Genomic DNA, 16,608 nt, shown 5'->3' on the forward strand with positions numbered 1-16,608 from the left:
GGTGATCATCGGATCGATCTGGATCTTGCCCTGCATGTACCAGTCGACGATCTTCGGCACATCGGTGCGGCCGCGCGCGCCGCCGAAGGCAGTGCCCTTCCAAACGCGTCCCGTGACCAGCTGGAACGGACGCGTCGCGATCTCGGCGCCGGCCGGCGCCACGCCGATCACGATCGACTGGCCCCAGCCACGATGGCACGACTCCAGCGCCTGGCGCATCACGGTGACATTGCCGGTGCAGTCGAAGGTGTAGTCGGCGCCGCCGATCTGGTCGGCACCGGACTTGGTCATATCGACGAGGTGAGGGACGAGATCCTTGCCGAGTTCCTTCGGATTGACGAAGTGGGTCATGCCGAAGCGTTCACCCCAGGCCTTGCGGTCATTGTTGATGTCGACGCCGATGATCATGTCGGCGCCGGCGAGGCGCAGGCCCTGCAGCACGTTGAGGCCGATGCCGCCGAGGCCGAACACGATCGCCTTGGCGCCTTGCTCCACCTTCGCGGTGTTGAACACGGCACCGACGCCGGTGGTGACGCCGCAGCCGATATAGCAGACCTTGTCGAAGGGCGCGTCCTCGCGGATCTTCGCCACGGCGATCTCCGGCAGCACCGTGTAATTGGCGAAGGTCGAGGTACCCATATAATGATGCACCGGCTTGCCCTCGAGCTTGAAGCGCGAAGTGCCGTCGGGCATCAGGCCCTGGCCCTGGGTCGAGCGGATCGCGGTGCAGAGGTTCGTCTTGCGCGAGAGACACGACGGGCACTGGCGGCATTCCGGCGTGTAGAGCGGGATGACATGGTCGCCGGGCTTCACCGAGGTGACGCCGCGGCCGACTTCGCGCACGATGCCGGCGCCTTCGTGGCCGAGGATGGCAGGGAAGAGACCTTCCGGATCGGCGCCCGACAGGGTGAATTCGTCGGTGTGGCAGATGCCGGTTGCCTTGATCTCCACCAGCACCTCGCCATCGCGCGGGCCATCGAGCTGGACGGTGGTGATCTCAAGCGGCTTGCCGGCGGCAATGGCAACAGCGGCGCGAACATCCATGGCGAATTCCTTAGTTGATCAAAGAAGTATCAAGGTTGTGATCGCAGCCGGGCAGGCCCGCGCAATCAGCCATTGCCGCTTAGCACATCATGAGGCACTGAGCAGCCCATGAACAAAGAGACAAATGCTCTCATCGCCTCGGCCACGCCCGTGCTGTTCGTGCTGCTGTGGAGCACCGGCTTCATCGGCACGAAGTATGTCCTCAATGGTGCGGAGCCGCTGACCTATCTGACCGTGCGGATGATCGTGGCGGCGTCGATCATGGGCGTGATCGTGTTGCTCACGCGGCCGGCCTGGCCGGATCGTGCCGGCATCGGCCACAACATCGTCGCCGGCTGCCTGATCCAGGGGCTCTATCTCGCCGGCACGGTGCTGGCGATCGCGCATCAGGTGCCGGTTGGATTGTCGGCGATCATCCCGGGCCTGCAGCCGATCCTCACCTCGATCCTCGCCAGCCGCTTCCTCAACGAGCGCATCACGCCGCTGCAGTGGGGCGGGCTCGTGCTTGGTCTCGGCGGTGTGCTGCTGGTGCTGCATGGGCGGCCGATGAGTGGCAATGCCGGCTGGGGCTGGGCCGCATCGGGGCTCTCGCTGGTCACCATCACCATCGGCACGCTCTATCAGAAGCGCTTTTGCGGCGGCACCGACTGGCGGGCGGGCAGCTTCATCCAGCAATCGGCCGCCATGGTGATGCTCGGCATCGGCGCGTTCCTGTTCGAGACGCGGGTGATCCACTGGACCACGGAGTTCGTGCTGTCGGTGGCGTGGCTGGCGGTGGTGCTGTCGATCGGAACGGTGGGATTGCTCTACTGGCTGCTGCGCCGTCAGGCGTCGAGCCAGGTGGCGAGCCTGTTCTATCTGGTGCCGGCGGTGACGGCGCTGATGGCCTTCGTGCTGTTCGGCGAGAAGCTGGACGCGATGGCGATTGTCGGCATGGTCGCCTGTGGGGCAGCGGTGCTGCTGGTGAACCGCGCGAAGGCGTAACCGTCATCCCGGCGCACGCCGGGATCCATACCCGCTGTCGATCTGGCGAAAACGCGATCGTTGCGGCTGGCCGATGTCAAAAGCTCTGACGGTGTCTATGGATCCCGGCTTTCGCCGGGATGACAGCAGACATGAAAAAGCCTCCGGACTTGGACCCGGAGGCTTTCACATCTGCGAGGAAGAAGATTACTTCTTCTTGGCAGCCTTCTTGGCCTTCTTGGCGACCTTCTTGACGGTCTTCTTGGCAGCCTTCTTCACGGTCTTCTTGGCGGCGGCCTTCTTGACGGTCTTCTTGGCAGCAGCCTTCTTGACGGTCTTCTTGGCGGCCTTCTTCACGGTCTTCTTAGCAGCTTTCTTAGCCATTGGTGGTCTCGCTTTCTTGGTTGCCTTCTTTGAAGAGGATTTCTTCGCAGAAGCTTTCTTGGTGGACTTCTTCTTGGCCGGAGTCGCTTTCTTCGCAACTTTCTTCGCGGCCTTGGTAACTGTTTCGACCACCGAGGTGGCCGCTTCTTTGGTCGCACCGGCGGCGCTGCTCAGCGCATCCGTCACTTGTTCGATGATCGGAGTGTCGTCAGTCATAGCATCCCCCAGCGGTTATCGACTTTTCCACGTTAATCCGATTCGCTGATGTGTTGAAGTGCATGCGATATGCCGTCAACTACTTCGTATCGTCTTATACGCTTTTAACGCACGATCGCGACCTTCCTTGTGGTCGATGATCGGCATCGGATAGTCGCTTCCGAGTTTGATACCTGCCTGTGTCAGCTCCGTCGGTGTGGCCGTCCACGGTTGATGAACGAGTTTTGCTGACAAGTTATTAAGTTCTGGAACCCATCGACGCACATAGTCACCGTCAGGATCGAACTTCTCACCCTGCAAAATCGGATTGAAGACGCGGAAGTAGGGCGCAGCATCGGCGCCGGAGCCCGCGACCCACTGCCAGTTGGCAGGATTGCTGCCGCTGTCCGCGTCCACAAGCGTATCCCAGAACCACGCTTCGCCATGGCGCCAGTCGATCAGCAGATGCTTCACGAGGAAGGATGCGACCACCATGCGCACGCGATTGTGCATCACGCCGGTGTGCCAGAGCTCGCGCATGCCCGCATCGACGATGGGATAGCCGGTCAGGCCGCGCTGCCACGCCTTCAATGCCTTGCGATCGGTCTTCCACGGGAAATCATCGAAGGACTCCTGCAGATTGCGGGTCGCGAGATCGGGAATGTCGAACAGCAGATGCCGGCAGAAGTCGCGCCAGCCGAGTTCGCTGAGGAACTTGCCGATGTCGCTGTGCAGCTTCGGATGCTCGTCCGCAGTGAATTGAGCGGCGTGCCAGACCTGCCTTGGGCTGATCTCGCCGAAGCGCAGATGCGGCGACAGGCGCGACGTCCCGTCGCGGTCAGGGCGATCGCGATCGCCCGCATAGCCCTGGATCTCCTTGAGGAAGCGCTTGAGATGCTTGTGCGCCGCAGCTTCGCCGGGCGTCCAGTTCTCGCGCAGGCCGCCGGCCCAGTCTGGTTTGTGCGGCTCGAGCTTCCAGTCGTCGAGCCTGTCGTTCTTCACTTTCGGTGCCGCGATCAGCTTCTTCGGCGCGGGCACGGGCTTCGCTGGTCCGCCCATGGCAAGGATGCGCTTGAAGAACGGCGTGAAGACGCGCAGCCCGCGGCCTTCCTTCATGCGAATGGTGTTCGGATGCGTCAGCAGGTCGCCCGGGAAGCTCTCGGTGCCGATATCGAGATCGGCGAGCGCCTCGGTGACGTCATTGGCGATGGCGAGATGCGGCGCCTGCGCAATCTCGTTCCAGAACACATGGCTTGCATCGATCTCGCGGGCGAGGGCGGGGATCACTGTCGCTGCGGCGCCCTGGCGCAGCACCAGTGTGCCGCCGATTGCTTCGATGCGCTCCGACAGCGCGCGCAGTGATTGCGCCAGCCACCATCGCGTGGCGCCACCCATCGGCCGTGCCTGTGGTGTTTTGATCTGCTTGCTGTGCTCGTCGAGCAGATAGAGACAGAGCACCGGCGCGCCCGACCTGGCTGCTGCATGAAGTGCGGGGTGATCCGAGAGGCGAAGGTCGTCACGAAACCAGACGATGATGGGGGCTTGCTCTGTCATGTCATCGATCTAACACGGATGGCGCAGGATCGATCCAGTCTCTGATACCGTAGCTTGCAACCTTGCGGGTGCTGGTGCGTATCTGTTCGTACTCATCACGTAACCGACCGGAGGCCGGCTTGAAGCGCAATGTGATTCTCTACGCGGCGACCTTTCTCGTCATGCTGCCCTTCGATCTTCTGTTTCTCGGCTTCATCGCCAAGGGTTTCTTCCAGTCGCAGGTCGGCGACATGCTCGGCGACGTGCGCCTGGCGCCGGCGGTCCTGTTCTATTGTCTCTACATCGCCGGCATCCTGATCTTCGTCAGCGCATCGGCGGATGCGACCTGGCGCTCGACGCTGCTCTATGGCGCGCTGTTCGGCTTCTTCTGCTATGCGACCTTCGAGCTGACCTCGCTGGCGCTGCTCAAGCACTGGACCTGGCCGGTGGTGGTCGTCGATATCGGCTGGGGGACGTTCGTTACGGCAACGGCGGCGACGCTGGGGCTGATCATCACGGACTGGCTGGTGCTGAGGAGCTAGCTCTGATCGTAGGATGGGTTGAGCGCAGGCGTGAAGCGCCAGAGCGATACCCATCATCGCGTGCTCCGGTGCTTGTGGTGATGGGTATCGCTTCGCTCAACCCATCCTACGGTCGCGGCGCTCGGCATTGAAAAAGGCGCCGCGATCATCTCGCGGCGCCTCTCTCGTTTCTGCAAACCGTTCGCAGGATTACTTCGGCTGCGGCACGATGCGGATGTAAGGCTTCGGCTCCTTCCAGCCGTTCGGATAGATCGTCTTTGCTTCGTCATTGGTGACGGAGCCTGCGATGATCACATCCTGTCCCTGCTGCCAGTCGGCGGGGGTGGCAACGCGATGCTTGGCGGTCATCTGCAGGCTGTCGATGACGCGCAGGATCTCCTGGAAGTTACGGCCGGTGGTCATGGGATAGACGAGGATCAGCTTGATCTTCTTGTCCGGCCCGATGACGAAGACGTTGCGCACGGTCGCATTGTCGTTCGCGGTGCGGCCGTCGGCGCCGCCCGAGGCATCTGCCGGCAGCATGTTGTAGAGCTTCGAAACCTTCAGCTCGGTATCGCCGATCATCGGGAATTTCGGCTCGGCACCCTGGGTCTCGTTGATGTCGGCGACCCACAGTGAATGCTTGTGCACGGGATCGACCGAGAGGCCGATCAGCTTCACGTTCCGCTTGTCGAATTCCGGCTGCAGGCGGGCGAGGGCGCCGAGCTCGGTGGTGCAGACCGGGGTGAAGTCCTTCGGATGCGAGAACAGCAGCGCCCAGCTGTCGCCGATCCAGTCATGGAATTTGATGGCGCCGTTGGTGGTCTCTGCCTCGAAGTCCGGTGCGATGGAGTTGATCTGAAGACCCATGGTCGACCTCATGTCTTGGGAAAGGATCGCGCTGATAGCGTGCGTCCGACGATTATAAGGAGGCGGCTGCTTGATTGGAACCGCCGCACAAAAAGGACAAGATCGTTCTCTGATCGATGCGCGGGAGAGCATCGCGTTTCACGCAAGCCCTCTGCGACATAATACCCTCGGCAACATCAAGTGATGAGATGCCGCGAAGTTGCCGCCCGCCCGGCGCAATGCCGCCGGAGGAGATCGCCACATCTTGTCGAACCAAGCGACTCCGCCGCGCGACTGAACTGCAACGGTTGGGGATAAGAAATGTCCGGTTTCGGTTCCTTAACTGCTCGTTAATTCGCTCGTGGGATTTGCTGGGTATCCCAAAAAGCACTGCAAATAGAAGAGTTTGAAATGTCCACCGCTGCCGTTGCCGAGGTATTCGGCGCCCTCGAAATGTCCTCCATCGCCGACCGCCGCGCCGCGGCACAGGCGCTCGCCATCGTCCGCGACGGCGTGATCACCGGCGAGGGTCCCACCGCCGGGGGACGTATTCATTTCTCCCGCGCGCTCGATGCCGATGACGCAGCCTGGTGCGCGCGCATCCTGGGTGCGTCGGCGCTGGCCAGCCAGCCGGTGAGCCGCGACGAGGCCGAGGCGCTGTTCGCCATCAACGAGGCCGCACGCGAGCGCAGCGACGATGGACGTTTCGACGATTTGTTTGCAAAGGCCGTTGTGCACCACGCAGCTTCGGCTTCCGGCTTGCCGGTGCCGTCGCGCGATGTGGCGCTGTCGCCGGATGTGTCGATCGACAGCTGGGCGCCGACCAAGGCGGTGGGCGTGAATGTCGAGGTGCTGGAATGGATCGCGTCGCAGATGCGCGCCAAGCACGTCAGCAACGCCACCATCATGACGCTGCTCGCCGCCGTCGTCGGCGCCGCCACGCTGCCGCTCGCGCAGCTGCCGGCCGTGTTCGATATCGGCATGTAAGCAGTACGCAGACCAGTCTGGGTTACGAGACGGCGGAGCAGGGCTCCGCCGTTTTTCGTTGTGTGCGGTGCAGTTCCGGCCGGTCGCATCCAGTCGGCCGCTAATCCCGGGTCGCGAACATAAGCTGATCTTTTCTTATGCAAGATCGGGGGCTTATCGCATGCGGCCCCGAGCAGAATGAGGTTGCGGGACTGGCCGTTTTGGGCGAAATCCGTGGGCGTGGAGAGAACGGATCGGCCCAACGGAAAGATTGCGGTGACGCAGCGCCCGGTGACATCGGCATTTCAGGTTTCGCGGCCCGGCGGGCTGCGCGCCGGTGCGCGTCGCGTTCGCCATCGGCGGATTTGTGACGGCCGTCGCTCCATGCCACATTGCGCTGCCGGTCGGTCCGGCCCCATCCCGCCTCAAGGTTGCAAGCAAGACAGCTCATGTTCAAAAAAATTCTGATCGCCAATCGCGGCGAGATCGCCTGCCGGGTCATCAAGACCGCCCGCAAGATGGGTATCAAGACGGTCGCCGTCTATTCCGAAGCGGATCGCGACGCACTGCATGTGGAGATGGCCGATGAGGCCGTGTTCATCGGGCCGCCTGCCGCTGCCGAAAGCTATCTGCTGATCGATAAGATCGTCGAGGCCTGCAAGCAGACCGGCGCCGAGGCCGTGCATCCCGGTTATGGTTTCCTGTCCGAGCGCGAAGCGTTCCCGCGTGCGCTCGAAGCCGCCGGCATCGTTTTCATCGGCCCGAACCCCGGCGCCATCGCCGCCATGGGCGACAAGATCGAATCCAAGAAGGCGGCGGCTGCCGCCAAGGTCTCTACCGTGCCCGGCCATCTCGGTGTCATCGATGATGACAAGCATGCGGTGAAGATCGCCGACGAGATCGGCTATCCCGTGATGATCAAGGCGTCGGCCGGCGGCGGCGGCAAGGGCATGCGCATCGCGCATTCCACCGCCGAGGTCGCTGAAGGCTTCAACCTCGCCAAGGCCGAGGCGAAGGCATCGTTCGGTGACGACCGTGTCTTCATCGAGAAATTCATCGTCGATCCCCGGCACATCGAGATCCAGGTGCTCGGCGACAAGCATGGCAATGTGATCTATCTCGGCGAGCGCGAGTGTTCGATCCAGCGCCGTAACCAGAAGGTCATCGAGGAAGCCCCAAGCCCGCTGCTCGATGAGGCCACCCGCCGCAAGATGGGCGAGCAGGCAGTGGCTCTCGCCAAGGCCGTGAATTACGACAGCGCCGGCACGGTGGAATTTGTCGCCGGTCAGGACAAGAGCTTCTACTTCCTGGAGATGAACACCCGCCTGCAGGTCGAGCATCCCGTCACCGAGCTTGTCACCGGCGTCGATCTCGTCGAACAGATGATCCGCGTGGCCGCTGGCGAAAAGCTCGCCATTGCGCAGAAGGACGTGACACTCACCGGCTGGGCCGTCGAGTCCCGCGTCTATGCGGAAGATCCGTTCCGCAACTTCCTGCCATCCATCGGCCGCCTGGTGAAGTATCGTCCCCCGGCGGAAAGCCATGTCGAGGGCGGCGTCACCGTACGCAATGATACGGGCGTGCAGGAGGGCGGCGAGATCTCGATCTATTACGATCCGATGATCGCAAAACTCGTCACCCATGCGCCGTCGCGCGCGGCCGCCATCGATGCACAGGCCAATGCGCTCGATGCGTTCTATGTGGACGGCATCCGCCACAACATCCCGTTCCTGTCGGCGCTGATGGTGCATCCGCGCTGGCGCAGCGGTAATATCTCCACGGGCTTCATCGCCGAGGAATTTCCCAACGGGTTTGCCGCCAAGGCGCCGGAGGGCGAGGTTGCTCGACGCATTGCCGCGGTGGCTGCGGCCGTTGATGCGGTTTATGGTGAGCGCAAGCGCCAGATTTCCGGCCAGATGATCGGTCGTCCGGTGGTGCGCGCCGGTCGGCGTGCCGTCTGGCTGGAGCGCGAGGAAGTGCTGCTCGACATCGTCCGTGATGGCGATGTGGTGACCATCGTTTTCATCGATGCCGACGGCAAAGCCGGCACGCCGCATCGTGTCGTGTCGTCTTGGAAGCCCGGCGTGCCGGTGTGGGATGGCACCATCGATGGCCATCATGTCGCCATGCAGGTGCGCCCGCAGGCGTCCGGCATCCGCATCGCGCATCAGGGCTATGAAGTCGCGGTCAATGTCTTCACCGAGGCGGAGGCTGCTGCGGCGCGTCTGATGCCGGTCGGCGTGAAGGCGGATACCGGCAAGAAACTGCTCTGTCCGATGCCGGGCCTCGTGGTCTCGATTGCCGTGACCGAAGGCCAGGAAGTCAAAGCCGGCGAGACCCTCGCCGTGGTGGAGGCGATGAAGATGCAGAACGTGCTGCGTGCCGAACGCGACGGTACCGTCAAGAAGATCCATGCCGCTGCCGGCGCAACGCTGGCGGTGGACGCGCTCATTCTTGAATTCGCGTGACGACGTTCCGGCAACGCCGTTACGGATTGCGGGCCATCCTGGCCGGCGATCGTTGCGTGCGCCCGGGATCGGTCCATGACGCGATCTCGGTGCGCATCGCTGAAGACCTCGGCTTCGAGGTCGGCATGTTCGGAGGATCGGCGGCATCGCTCGCCATTCTCGGCGATCCCGATATCGCGCTGATCACGCTGTCGGAACTCACCGAACAGATGCGGCGGATGTCGCGCGCCGGCAATCTGCCGGTGCTGGTCGATGCCGATCATGGCTATGGCAATGCGCTCAATGTCCGCCGCACGGTGGAGGAGCTGGAAGCGGCCGGTGCTGGTGGTCTCACCATCGAGGACACGCTGCTGCCCGCCGCCTTTGGTGAGGCGAAGGCGCAGGTGATCTCGGCGGACGAGGGGCTCGGCAAGGTGAAGGCGGCGCTCGGTGCGCGGCAGGATCCGGCGCTGGTCATTGTCGGCCGCACGGGGGCTGCGTCGATCACCTCCCTCGATGATGCGATCGCGCGTGCCAAATCCTATGAGGCTGCGGGCGTCGATGCGATCATGTTCACCGGCCTCAAGAGCCGCGCCGAGCTGCAGGCCGCGAGTGCTGCGACGACATTGCCGATCGTGCTCGGCACGCCAAGCGACGACATGATCGATTGGGATTTCCTCAGCGCCCAGCGCGTCCGCATCTGCATCCAGGGCCATGCGCCGATCTCGGCCGCGATGGCCGCGGTGCATGCGACACTCAAGGCCGTGCGCGAAGGTGCGGGGCCGAAGGAGCTGAAGAACCTCGCGTCCGCCGAGTTGATGGAGAGCGTCACCCGCGGCGCCGTCGTGAAGCAGCGCGGCGTCGATTATCTCGGGCTGAAAAAATAATGGCCATTGTCATCCGCCATGTGATCGTCACGGGCCGGGTGCAGGGCGTCGGCTACCGCGCCTGGACCGGCGATCAGGCGATCATGCTCGGCCTGCACGGCTGGGTGCGCAATCGCCGCGATGGCAGCGTCGAAGCGGTGTTTGCCGGGCCTGCAGAGCTGGTCGCGGAGCTGATCGAGGCCTGTCACCGCGGCCCGCCGCCGGCGCGCGTCGACAAGGTGGTGGCCAGCGATGCCAGCGCCGACATGTTGGCACTGCGCGATGCACGCGAGACATTTTCACAGCTGGCAACGCTCTGATCGTTCAGGCGATCGCGGCCGTATCGATGTCGTGCATTTCGCCGAACACTTCGCCAAAGGCCTGGCGTAGTGCCAAGTCTATATCCGTCATGCCAACGGGCAGTCCGAGATCGACGAGGCTCGTGACGCCGTAACGCGGATCGACGACGCCGCAGGGCACGATGGCGTTGAAGTGGGTGAGATCCGGTTCCACATTGATGGCAATGCCGTGGAACGAGACCCAGCGCTTCAGCCGCACGCCGATCGCCGCGATCTTGTCTTCGTACCCGGCGCCCTTGTCCGGTCGCGCCACCCACACGCCGACGCGATCCTCGCGCCGTTCGCCCTTCACGTTGAAGGCGGCGAGGGTGCGGATGATCATGTCTTCCAGCGCGGCCACATAGGCGCGCACATCCGGCCTCCGTGCCTTGAGGTCCAGCATCACATAGGCCACGCGCTGGCCGGGGCCATGATAGGTGATCTGCCCGCCGCGACCGGTCTCGAAGACCGGGAATCGGGCGTCGAGCAGGTCATCGTCCTTGCCGGAGGTCCCGGAGGTATAGAGTGGGGGGTGCTCCAGCAGCCAGACCAGTTCCGGCGCCTCGCCATTGGCGATGGCGGCCGCCCGCGCCTCCATGGCGGCGACGGCATCGGGATAGGGAATCGGGGTGTCCTCGATCCGCCATTCCACCGGATCACCGGCGGCACCACGGGAAAACGGCGTCAAATCGAGGTGTTGGCGGTCGTTAGTCATTCGCTAACCATAAGCGTGCTGTTCTTCTCAGGCTTGTCCTGACGCGCAATTGCGCAGGGTCCTTTATCTGTGACTGTGGGGCCGACGTGCCAACCCTCGACAATATCTCCGTTGATATCATGGTGGTGCTGGGCACGACCACGATGCCCGTGCATCAGGTGATGCGGCTGAGCCGCGGCGCCATCATCGAACTCGACGCCACCGAGCAGGACGAGGTGAGGATTCTCGCCAACAATCTGCCTGTCGCTTCCGGGTCTGTCATGGTCGATCGCAACCGCATCGCGGTCGAGGTCAAGCAGATGCTGCCACGTTCGCCGGAACGGCGATAATCGCGCAGATAATTTTCCCCACAGGGGCGGGGGAACGCCGTTCAGGCCTTGTGCCCCCATCATAGGTTTGTTACATCGGCGCCGGTCAAACCGGCCGGGTGATTTGCCCGCCGGTGATTTCCAGCGCTCGTGGCGGAATTGGTAGACGCGCTGCCTTGAGGTGGCAGTCCGTAACAGGGTGAAGGTTCGAGTCCTTTCGAGCGCACCAGTTCCTCGTTTCTTCGGAAACGCTAGGTTATTGAAAAGGCTCCGGAATTGTCCGGGGCCTTTTTCATTTCCATTGTGGCGGCGTGGAGCGGCTGAAGGTCAATGTGATTGATGCAGTTTGACTACCTGTCGAGGTCATTCTCAAGTCTACTGCTGCTGCCACAATACCCGAGCTCTTCAGGGCAAGTTATTCGATGACCACCAAACTTCGCGTCCCTCCTTTCCTCAACTATGACGCCACGATCGGGCAACTGGACTGGCAGGGGGCGGTCGAGGCGTTGCGGAAAGGCCATGGCTTGCCCGCAGCTCAGATCAAGGACGTCTTTCTCGGCCCTCCCACGGGCACGATGATGAGCCGCTCGGCCTATATCGAAGGCCTGGGATACGGTGCCAAGACCTTCACAGTCCTGGACGCGAACGCGGCACGGGGCCTGCCCACCGTGCAGGGCGCCATGCTGGTCTTCGATAAGGATGACGGCAGCCTTCAAGCCGTTGTCGATAGCGCGCTGGTCACGGAATTGAAGACCGCCGCGGATTCCGTGCTCGGTGCCAGCCTTCTCGCGCGTCCCGACAGCAAGCACCTGCTGGTCGTTGGCGCGGGAACGGTCGCGACCAGCCTCGTGAAAGCCTATGCGTCGGCGCTACCGGGACTCGAGCGCATCTCGGTGTGGTCGCGCAGGCCGGAACAGGCACAGAAACTCGTTGCCGGGCTCGGCGACCGCGGCGTCAGGATAGCAGCAGTCCCCGATCTGCAGGCCGCGGTCGAGTCCGCCGATATCGTCAGCTCCGCCACGATGGCGCGACAGCCACTGATCCTGGGCGATTGGGTTCGGCCCGGCACCCATGTCGATCTGATTGGCGCTTTCAAAGCCGACATGCGTGAGGCCGATGACGCGCTGATGGCCAAGGCGGCCGTGTTCGTGGACAGCCGGCAGACCACGCTCGGCCATATTGGAGAGTTGATCGAGCCGATCGCCTCGGGCGCGATCACCGCCGATAGCGTATTGGGCGACTTGTACGATCTTGTGCAACCTGAAGCGCGCAGGCGTCAGTCGGATGATGAAGTCACGCTTTTCAAGAACGGTGGCGGCGCGCATCTTGATCTGATGATCGCGTCCTGGATCGCGCAGGTTACGCTGGTCTAACCGAGGCATTCCGCCACCGGAAATTCGCCATGTCGCGCGAGCGAACCCTTATGCTCACAACGCAGTGCATTTGAGGGGATTTTCCTGTAAGCGCTCGCTTCACATGTTCGTCGCAGTGAACGTGACGAAACAACATAGCAGGAGGAATGCATGCCGGCTCTGCCGCTCTCGGGCATCAAGGTTATCGACATGACGCGGGTGCTCGCCGGCCCGATCGCCGGTCAGATGCTGGGTGATCTCGGCGCCGAGGTCATCAAGATCGAACGCCCTGGAACCGGCGACGATTCCCGCGCCTTCGGCCCTCCTTACCTGAACGACCCGGAAGGGAGCAGGCGCGAAAACGGATTCTATCTCTGCGCCAACCGCAACAAGAAGTCGGTCACGGTCAATGTGGCCAAGCCCGAAGGCCAGGCGATCATTCGCGAACTCGCCAAGACGGCCGACGTATTGCTTGAGAACTACAAGGTGGGCGACCTCAAGCGCTATGGTCTCGACTACGAGGCGATCAAGGCCGTCAACCCGCGCATCGTCTATGGTTCGGTGACAGGCTTCGGACAGACAGGTCCCTATGCCACGCGTGCCGGCTATGATGCCATCCTGCAGGCGATGGGTGGTCTCATGAGCGTCACCGGCCATCTCGATGGTGAGCCGGGCGAGGGGCCGATGAAAGTCGGTCCGTCCATCGTGGACTACATGACCGGCCTTAATACGACCATCGGCGTCATCTCGGCGCTTTATCATCGCGACGCCCGCGGTGGCGAGGGGCAGCAGATCGATGCCTGTCTCTTTGACACGGTGATCGCCTCGCTGTCGCATTGGCTCCAGCCCTATCTCATCCACGGCAAGGTCCCGCCACGCCGCGGCACCTGGGGGAATGGTGGCATGCCCGCCGGTGTCTTCCGCTGCACCGACGGCGAAGTGATGATCGTGTGCGGCAATGACGGCCAGTTCCAGCGGACCTGCGAAGTGCTCGGCGAGCCGGACCTCGCCAAGGATCCGCGTTTCCTGAAGAACAATGATCGCGTCGCGCATGGGAAGGAGATCATGGCCATCTTCGCCGGTCTCTTCCTCAAGCAGCCCGTGGCCCATTGGCTGGAGCGCCTGGAGGCTGTCGGCGTCCCGTCCGGCCCGATCAACGATTTCGATCAGGTTTTTTCGGATCCTCATGTTCAGGCCCGCGGCATGCGCGTGCGCACGGAGCACCCGTTCGAGCCGGCGCTTTCGCTTGTTCGAAATCCGCTGACTTTCTCGGGCACGCCGGTCACCGAATATCGCGCGCCGCCGCTGCTCGGCTCCAATACGGATGAGATACTGTCCACCATCGGCTATGATGCCGAACGGATCAACGCGCTGAGACAGACGGGTATTGTCTAGACCGGGCAAGAGGGCGATCGTCACTTTCGCTCTCGTTGATAACAATCCTTTCGAGCGCACCAATTCGAAGACCCCCGCAAGCTTGATGGCTTGCGGGTTTTTTCATTGTCGACGCTATCCCCGCGTCGCCAGCACCAGCGCGCCGAGGGCTGCCACAGCGCCGATCAGGAACGCTGATCCATAGCCGAAAAGTCCGGCCGCGTAGCCGACTGCCGGCGCGGTGACGCCGATGGCGAGGTCGAAGAATGCGATGAAATTCGCCACTGCGCGGCCGCGTTGCTCGACCGGGACACGGCGGGTCGCCTCGACGCCCATGGCGGGGAAGATCAGCGAGAAGCCAATGCCGGTGACCAGTGCGCCAGCCAACGCCATCCAGGGACCCGTTCCGAGCCAGATCATCATCTGGCCGATCGCCTCGATCACCAGCGAGATCACCGCGACGCGCGTGCCGCCGAACCGGTCCGGCCAATGGCTGCCGATCAGGCGCACGGCAATATAGCCGATCGAGAACACCGCCAGCGCGATACCCGCGCCCGACCAGCCGCGCGCGGCATAAGTGAGAGCGAGGAAACTGGTGATGCCTGCAAATGGAATGGTGGAGAGAAACAACACCGTGCCGGGACGCCAGATCAGGCCGATGACCTTGTAGAACGGCACACGCTCGACACTGCCGCTGGTGGGCATGTCGGGCAGCGTGGCCGTGATGGCGAGCGCGATCAGCGGCGACAGGGCCGCCGTGATGGCGACGCCGGCAAAACCGACGGCGCTGTAGATGGCGAGACCGAGCGGGGCACCGAGGCCGAACGCGGAATACATCGCGATGCCCTGCCATGACATCACGAGGCCGGTGCGCTGGGCGCCGAGGCGCGAGATGCTCCAGTTCATGGCGCCGGTGATGAACAGGCTCTCGCCGAAACCGAGCGCGACGCGGCCGATCAGCAGCAGCGCGAGTTTGGCAGTCGCCGGCACCGGCAGCAGTGCGGCGGTGAGATAGAACAGGCCTGCGATGACCGCGAGCGGGAGGCCGAAGCGGATCACCGAGCGCGCGCCGCGATGGTCGCACAGCGTGCCCGCGCGATGCCGCGTCAGCACGGTGACGACGGATTGCAGGCCGATGGCGAAGCCGATGACGAGGGTGCCGAAACCGAGCTGGTCATGCAGATAGAGCGAGATCGGCGACAACGGCAGGCCGACCGACAGGAAGCCAAAAAACACGATGGCAATATGCCTGATCAGGCTGTTGCGATCGGCGCGGGGCAGCGGGGCAGGCTTGGTGCGGAGCGGGGCGTTCTGATTCATAGCGACGTGCTTCTTGGCAGCGGTCGCGCCACGCGAACCGCAGTTGAGCACGTTGATTGACGTTAACGCTTACGACGGGGAAATCCCTGTGGGACGGCTGGTACTTTGGCGCCCGGCTGTGAGTCAAGTGCTCGGCACACGTGCATTGCACGGAGCGAAATGCTGCGCTGCATTTACCGCTGGCACGACCCGACATCTGCGGCGTTTCTGCCCCGCAGGTAAGGGAACTGAGTGCCCATGGAATTGATCGAGACATTCGAGCGCATGATCGGCTGGGTTCCCGTGTGGCTGGCGGGACTGGCGCTGATCGTGCTGGCGGTCGTCGTGGCGCTGGCCGTGCATAAGACAGTAATGCTGCTGGTGCGGCGGGCCGTGGGACAACGTTCCTTCGGTGTGACGTTTCTCAATCGCACCACCGGGCCGTCGCGATTGGCGCTCTGCCTGCTGGCGGTAGCATTGGTTCTGCCGGTTGCCCCTTTTGACGAGGGGGCACGGCAGCGGCTCGCGCAATTCTTCGTGGTTGCCACGATTGCCCTGGTCGGCTGGCTGTCGATGCGCGCCGTGGATCTTGCTGCCACGCGCTATCTTGAACGCCATGAACTCGACATCGACGAGAATTACCGCGCGCGCAAGCATGTGACGCAGGTCCGTGTGTTCAAGCGCGTGCTGGACATTCTCATCACCATCATCGCCGTCTCGACGGCGCTGATGACATTCGAGTCCGTCCGGCAATACGGCGTCAGCCTGTTCGCATCAGCCGGCGCCGCCGGTCTCATCCTCGGTCTCGCGGCGCGCCCGCTGCTCAGCAATCTGATCGCCGGCGTGCAGATCGCCATCACCCAGCCGATCCGTATCGAGGATGCGGTCATCATCGAAAACGAGTGGGGATGGATCGAGGACATCGCCTCCACCTATGTCGTCGTGCGTCTCTGGGACTGGCGGCGTCTGGTGGTGCCGCTGTCCTACTTCATCGAAAAGCCATTCCAGAACTGGACCCGTGATGCGGCCTCGCTGATCGGTGCGATCAGGCTTCATGTGGATTACGGGGCCGACATTCCCCGCATCCGCAAACATCTCGAGCAAGCCGTCAAGGAGACCGAGTTGTGGGATGGCGCCGTCGTCAATCTGCAGGTGGTCGAGAGCCATCCGCAGACGGTCGAACTCCGGGCGCTGGTGAGTGCCCGGAATGCTCCGCAGTCCTGGGATCTTCGCTGCGAAATCCGTGAGAAGCTGCTCGCCTTCCTGCAGGAGCAGATGCCCGAGGCATTGCCGCATCAACGGGCTTATCTCGAAGTGAATCCGGAGGATGCGGTCACCCTCGTGCCGGCGCAGACCGGCAGGCGGGCGGAGGGCGCGAGCCGGTCGTCATTCGGCAGGCCGGCCGTGCCGCGCTGATCGACCGGATATCGCCTGTGAAATACGCATCGAATCCT

General features: G+C 63.1%; 16 protein-coding genes and 1 tRNA gene. 11 read left to right on the forward strand and 6 right to left on the reverse strand.

Translation table 11 applies throughout. The annotated features are described in order from the left end of the window. Positions 1-1,044: S-(hydroxymethyl)glutathione dehydrogenase/class III alcohol dehydrogenase (locus ACIQ17_RS19810; RefSeq protein ID WP_398470778.1), on the reverse strand; the 1,044-nt coding region annotated here is incomplete at its 3' end. A 108-nt stretch (positions 1,045-1,152) separates the two neighbouring features. On the opposite strand from ACIQ17_RS19810, the gene ACIQ17_RS19815 reads away from it, so the two are divergent. Then, positions 1,153-2,028, forward strand: coding sequence for a DMT family transporter (locus ACIQ17_RS19815; RefSeq protein ID WP_398470779.1), 876 nt, complete (start codon positions 1,153-1,155; stop codon positions 2,026-2,028). Between the two features lie 186 nt (positions 2,029-2,214). Here ACIQ17_RS19815 and ACIQ17_RS19820 read toward each other — a convergent pair whose 3' ends face one another. Both ACIQ17_RS19820 and ACIQ17_RS19825 read right to left on the reverse strand, forming a co-directional pair. Further along, positions 2,215-2,607 (reverse strand): hypothetical protein, encoded by a 393-nt coding sequence (locus tag ACIQ17_RS19820; protein ID WP_398470780.1) that lies wholly within the window; start codon positions 2,605-2,607, stop codon positions 2,215-2,217. Between the two features lie 75 nt (positions 2,608-2,682). Next, the gene (locus ACIQ17_RS19825; protein WP_398470781.1) at positions 2,683-4,140 is read right to left on the reverse strand and encodes a cryptochrome/photolyase family protein; all 1,458 of its coding nucleotides are present in this window, start codon (positions 4,138-4,140) and stop codon (positions 2,683-2,685) included. Positions 4,141-4,259: 119 nt separating this feature from the next. Between ACIQ17_RS19825 and ACIQ17_RS19830 the strand changes: the two genes are divergently transcribed. Next, positions 4,260-4,661 carry a DUF2177 family protein gene (locus ACIQ17_RS19830; protein ID WP_398470782.1) on the forward strand — a complete coding sequence of 134 codons (402 nt, stop codon included), beginning with the start codon at positions 4,260-4,262 and terminating at the stop codon, positions 4,659-4,661. Between the two features lie 189 nt (positions 4,662-4,850). Here ACIQ17_RS19830 and ACIQ17_RS19835 read toward each other — a convergent pair whose 3' ends face one another. Continuing rightward, entirely contained in the window at positions 4,851-5,510 is a 660-nt protein-coding gene (locus ACIQ17_RS19835) for a peroxiredoxin (protein ID WP_398470783.1), read from the reverse strand. Between the two features lie 390 nt (positions 5,511-5,900). Between ACIQ17_RS19835 and ACIQ17_RS19840 the strand changes: the two genes are divergently transcribed. The 4 genes from ACIQ17_RS19840 (at position 5,901) to ACIQ17_RS19855 (ending at position 10,088) form a co-directional block, all read left to right on the forward strand. Continuing rightward, positions 5,901-6,476, forward strand: a complete 576-nt coding sequence (locus ACIQ17_RS19840) for a hypothetical protein (protein WP_398470784.1) — start codon at positions 5,901-5,903, stop codon at positions 6,474-6,476. A 428-nt stretch (positions 6,477-6,904) separates the two neighbouring features. Next, positions 6,905-8,923: an acetyl-CoA carboxylase biotin carboxylase subunit gene (locus tag ACIQ17_RS19845; protein WP_398470785.1), complete on the forward strand. Its 2,019-nt coding sequence runs from the start codon at positions 6,905-6,907 to the stop codon at positions 8,921-8,923. After that, complete coding sequence (locus ACIQ17_RS19850) at positions 8,920-9,789, forward strand: oxaloacetate decarboxylase (RefSeq protein WP_398470786.1); 870 nt, start codon at positions 8,920-8,922, stop codon at positions 9,787-9,789. The genes ACIQ17_RS19845 and ACIQ17_RS19850 overlap by 4 nt, the downstream gene beginning before the upstream one ends. Continuing rightward, positions 9,789-10,088, forward strand: a complete 300-nt coding sequence (locus ACIQ17_RS19855; RefSeq protein WP_398470787.1) for an acylphosphatase — start codon at positions 9,789-9,791, stop codon at positions 10,086-10,088. The genes ACIQ17_RS19850 and ACIQ17_RS19855 overlap by 1 nt, the downstream gene beginning before the upstream one ends. A 4-nt stretch (positions 10,089-10,092) precedes the next feature. On the opposite strand, the gene lipB is transcribed toward ACIQ17_RS19855, so the two are convergent. After that, complete coding sequence (gene lipB, locus ACIQ17_RS19860; protein ID WP_398470788.1) at positions 10,093-10,821, reverse strand: lipoyl(octanoyl) transferase LipB; 729 nt, start codon at positions 10,819-10,821, stop codon at positions 10,093-10,095. Positions 10,822-10,907: 86 nt separating this feature from the next. Here lipB and ACIQ17_RS19865 point away from each other — a divergent pair, with 86 nt between their 5' ends. From ACIQ17_RS19865 to ACIQ17_RS19880, 4 genes are all read left to right on the forward strand, one after another. Beyond that, a complete protein-coding gene (locus ACIQ17_RS19865) occupies positions 10,908-11,150 on the forward strand; it encodes a FliM/FliN family flagellar motor switch protein (protein WP_398470789.1) in 243 nt (80 codons plus the stop codon). A 123-nt stretch (positions 11,151-11,273) separates the two neighbouring features. After that, positions 11,274-11,358: transfer RNA gene (locus tag ACIQ17_RS19870), tRNA-Leu, on the forward strand. Between the two features lie 193 nt (positions 11,359-11,551). Next, positions 11,552-12,502: an ornithine cyclodeaminase family protein gene (locus ACIQ17_RS19875; protein ID WP_398470790.1), complete on the forward strand. Its 951-nt coding sequence runs from the start codon at positions 11,552-11,554 to the stop codon at positions 12,500-12,502. Positions 12,503-12,652: 150 nt separating this feature from the next. Next, positions 12,653-13,876, forward strand: coding sequence for a CaiB/BaiF CoA transferase family protein (locus ACIQ17_RS19880; protein ID WP_398470791.1), 1,224 nt, complete (start codon positions 12,653-12,655; stop codon positions 13,874-13,876). A 114-nt stretch (positions 13,877-13,990) separates the two neighbouring features. Here ACIQ17_RS19880 and ACIQ17_RS19885 read toward each other — a convergent pair whose 3' ends face one another. Further along, positions 13,991-15,175 (reverse strand): MFS transporter, encoded by a 1,185-nt coding sequence (locus ACIQ17_RS19885; RefSeq protein ID WP_398470792.1) that lies wholly within the window; start codon positions 15,173-15,175, stop codon positions 13,991-13,993. Between the two features lie 237 nt (positions 15,176-15,412). On the opposite strand from ACIQ17_RS19885, the gene ACIQ17_RS19890 reads away from it, so the two are divergent. Continuing rightward, positions 15,413-16,570: a mechanosensitive ion channel family protein gene (locus ACIQ17_RS19890; protein WP_398470793.1), complete on the forward strand. Its 1,158-nt coding sequence runs from the start codon at positions 15,413-15,415 to the stop codon at positions 16,568-16,570. The last annotated feature ends 38 nt before the right edge of the window (positions 16,571-16,608 follow it).

Origin of the sequence: Tardiphaga sp. (assembly GCF_044340795.1) — a bacterium.
Taxonomy (GTDB): Bacteria; Pseudomonadota; Alphaproteobacteria; order Rhizobiales; family Xanthobacteraceae; genus Tardiphaga.

Bases quoted from the DNA above. Each gene is read 5' to 3' on its own strand.
- ACIQ17_RS19815 (WP_398470779.1), top strand. From the start codon at position 1,153: ATGAACAAAGAGACAAATGCTCTCATCGCCTCGGCCACGCCCGTGCTG.
- ACIQ17_RS19820 (WP_398470780.1), bottom strand. From the start codon at position 2,607: ATGACTGACGACACTCCGATCATCGAACAAGTGACGGATGCGCTGAGC.
- ACIQ17_RS19825 (WP_398470781.1), bottom strand. From the start codon at position 4,140: ATGACAGAGCAAGCCCCCATCATCGTCTGGTTTCGTGACGACCTTCGC.
- ACIQ17_RS19835 (WP_398470783.1), bottom strand. From the start codon at position 5,510: ATGGGTCTTCAGATCAACTCCATCGCACCGGACTTCGAGGCAGAGACC.
- ACIQ17_RS19840 (WP_398470784.1), top strand. From the start codon at position 5,901: ATGTCCACCGCTGCCGTTGCCGAGGTATTCGGCGCCCTCGAAATGTCC.
- ACIQ17_RS19845 (WP_398470785.1), top strand. From the start codon at position 6,905: ATGTTCAAAAAAATTCTGATCGCCAATCGCGGCGAGATCGCCTGCCGG.
- ACIQ17_RS19855 (WP_398470787.1), top strand. From the start codon at position 9,789: ATGGCCATTGTCATCCGCCATGTGATCGTCACGGGCCGGGTGCAGGGC.
- lipB (WP_398470788.1), bottom strand. From the start codon at position 10,821: ATGACTAACGACCGCCAACACCTCGATTTGACGCCGTTTTCCCGTGGT.
- ACIQ17_RS19875 (WP_398470790.1), top strand. From the start codon at position 11,552: ATGACCACCAAACTTCGCGTCCCTCCTTTCCTCAACTATGACGCCACG.
- ACIQ17_RS19880 (WP_398470791.1), top strand. From the start codon at position 12,653: ATGCCGGCTCTGCCGCTCTCGGGCATCAAGGTTATCGACATGACGCGG.
- ACIQ17_RS19885 (WP_398470792.1), bottom strand. From the start codon at position 15,175: ATGAATCAGAACGCCCCGCTCCGCACCAAGCCTGCCCCGCTGCCCCGC.
- ACIQ17_RS19890 (WP_398470793.1), top strand. From the start codon at position 15,413: ATGGAATTGATCGAGACATTCGAGCGCATGATCGGCTGGGTTCCCGTG.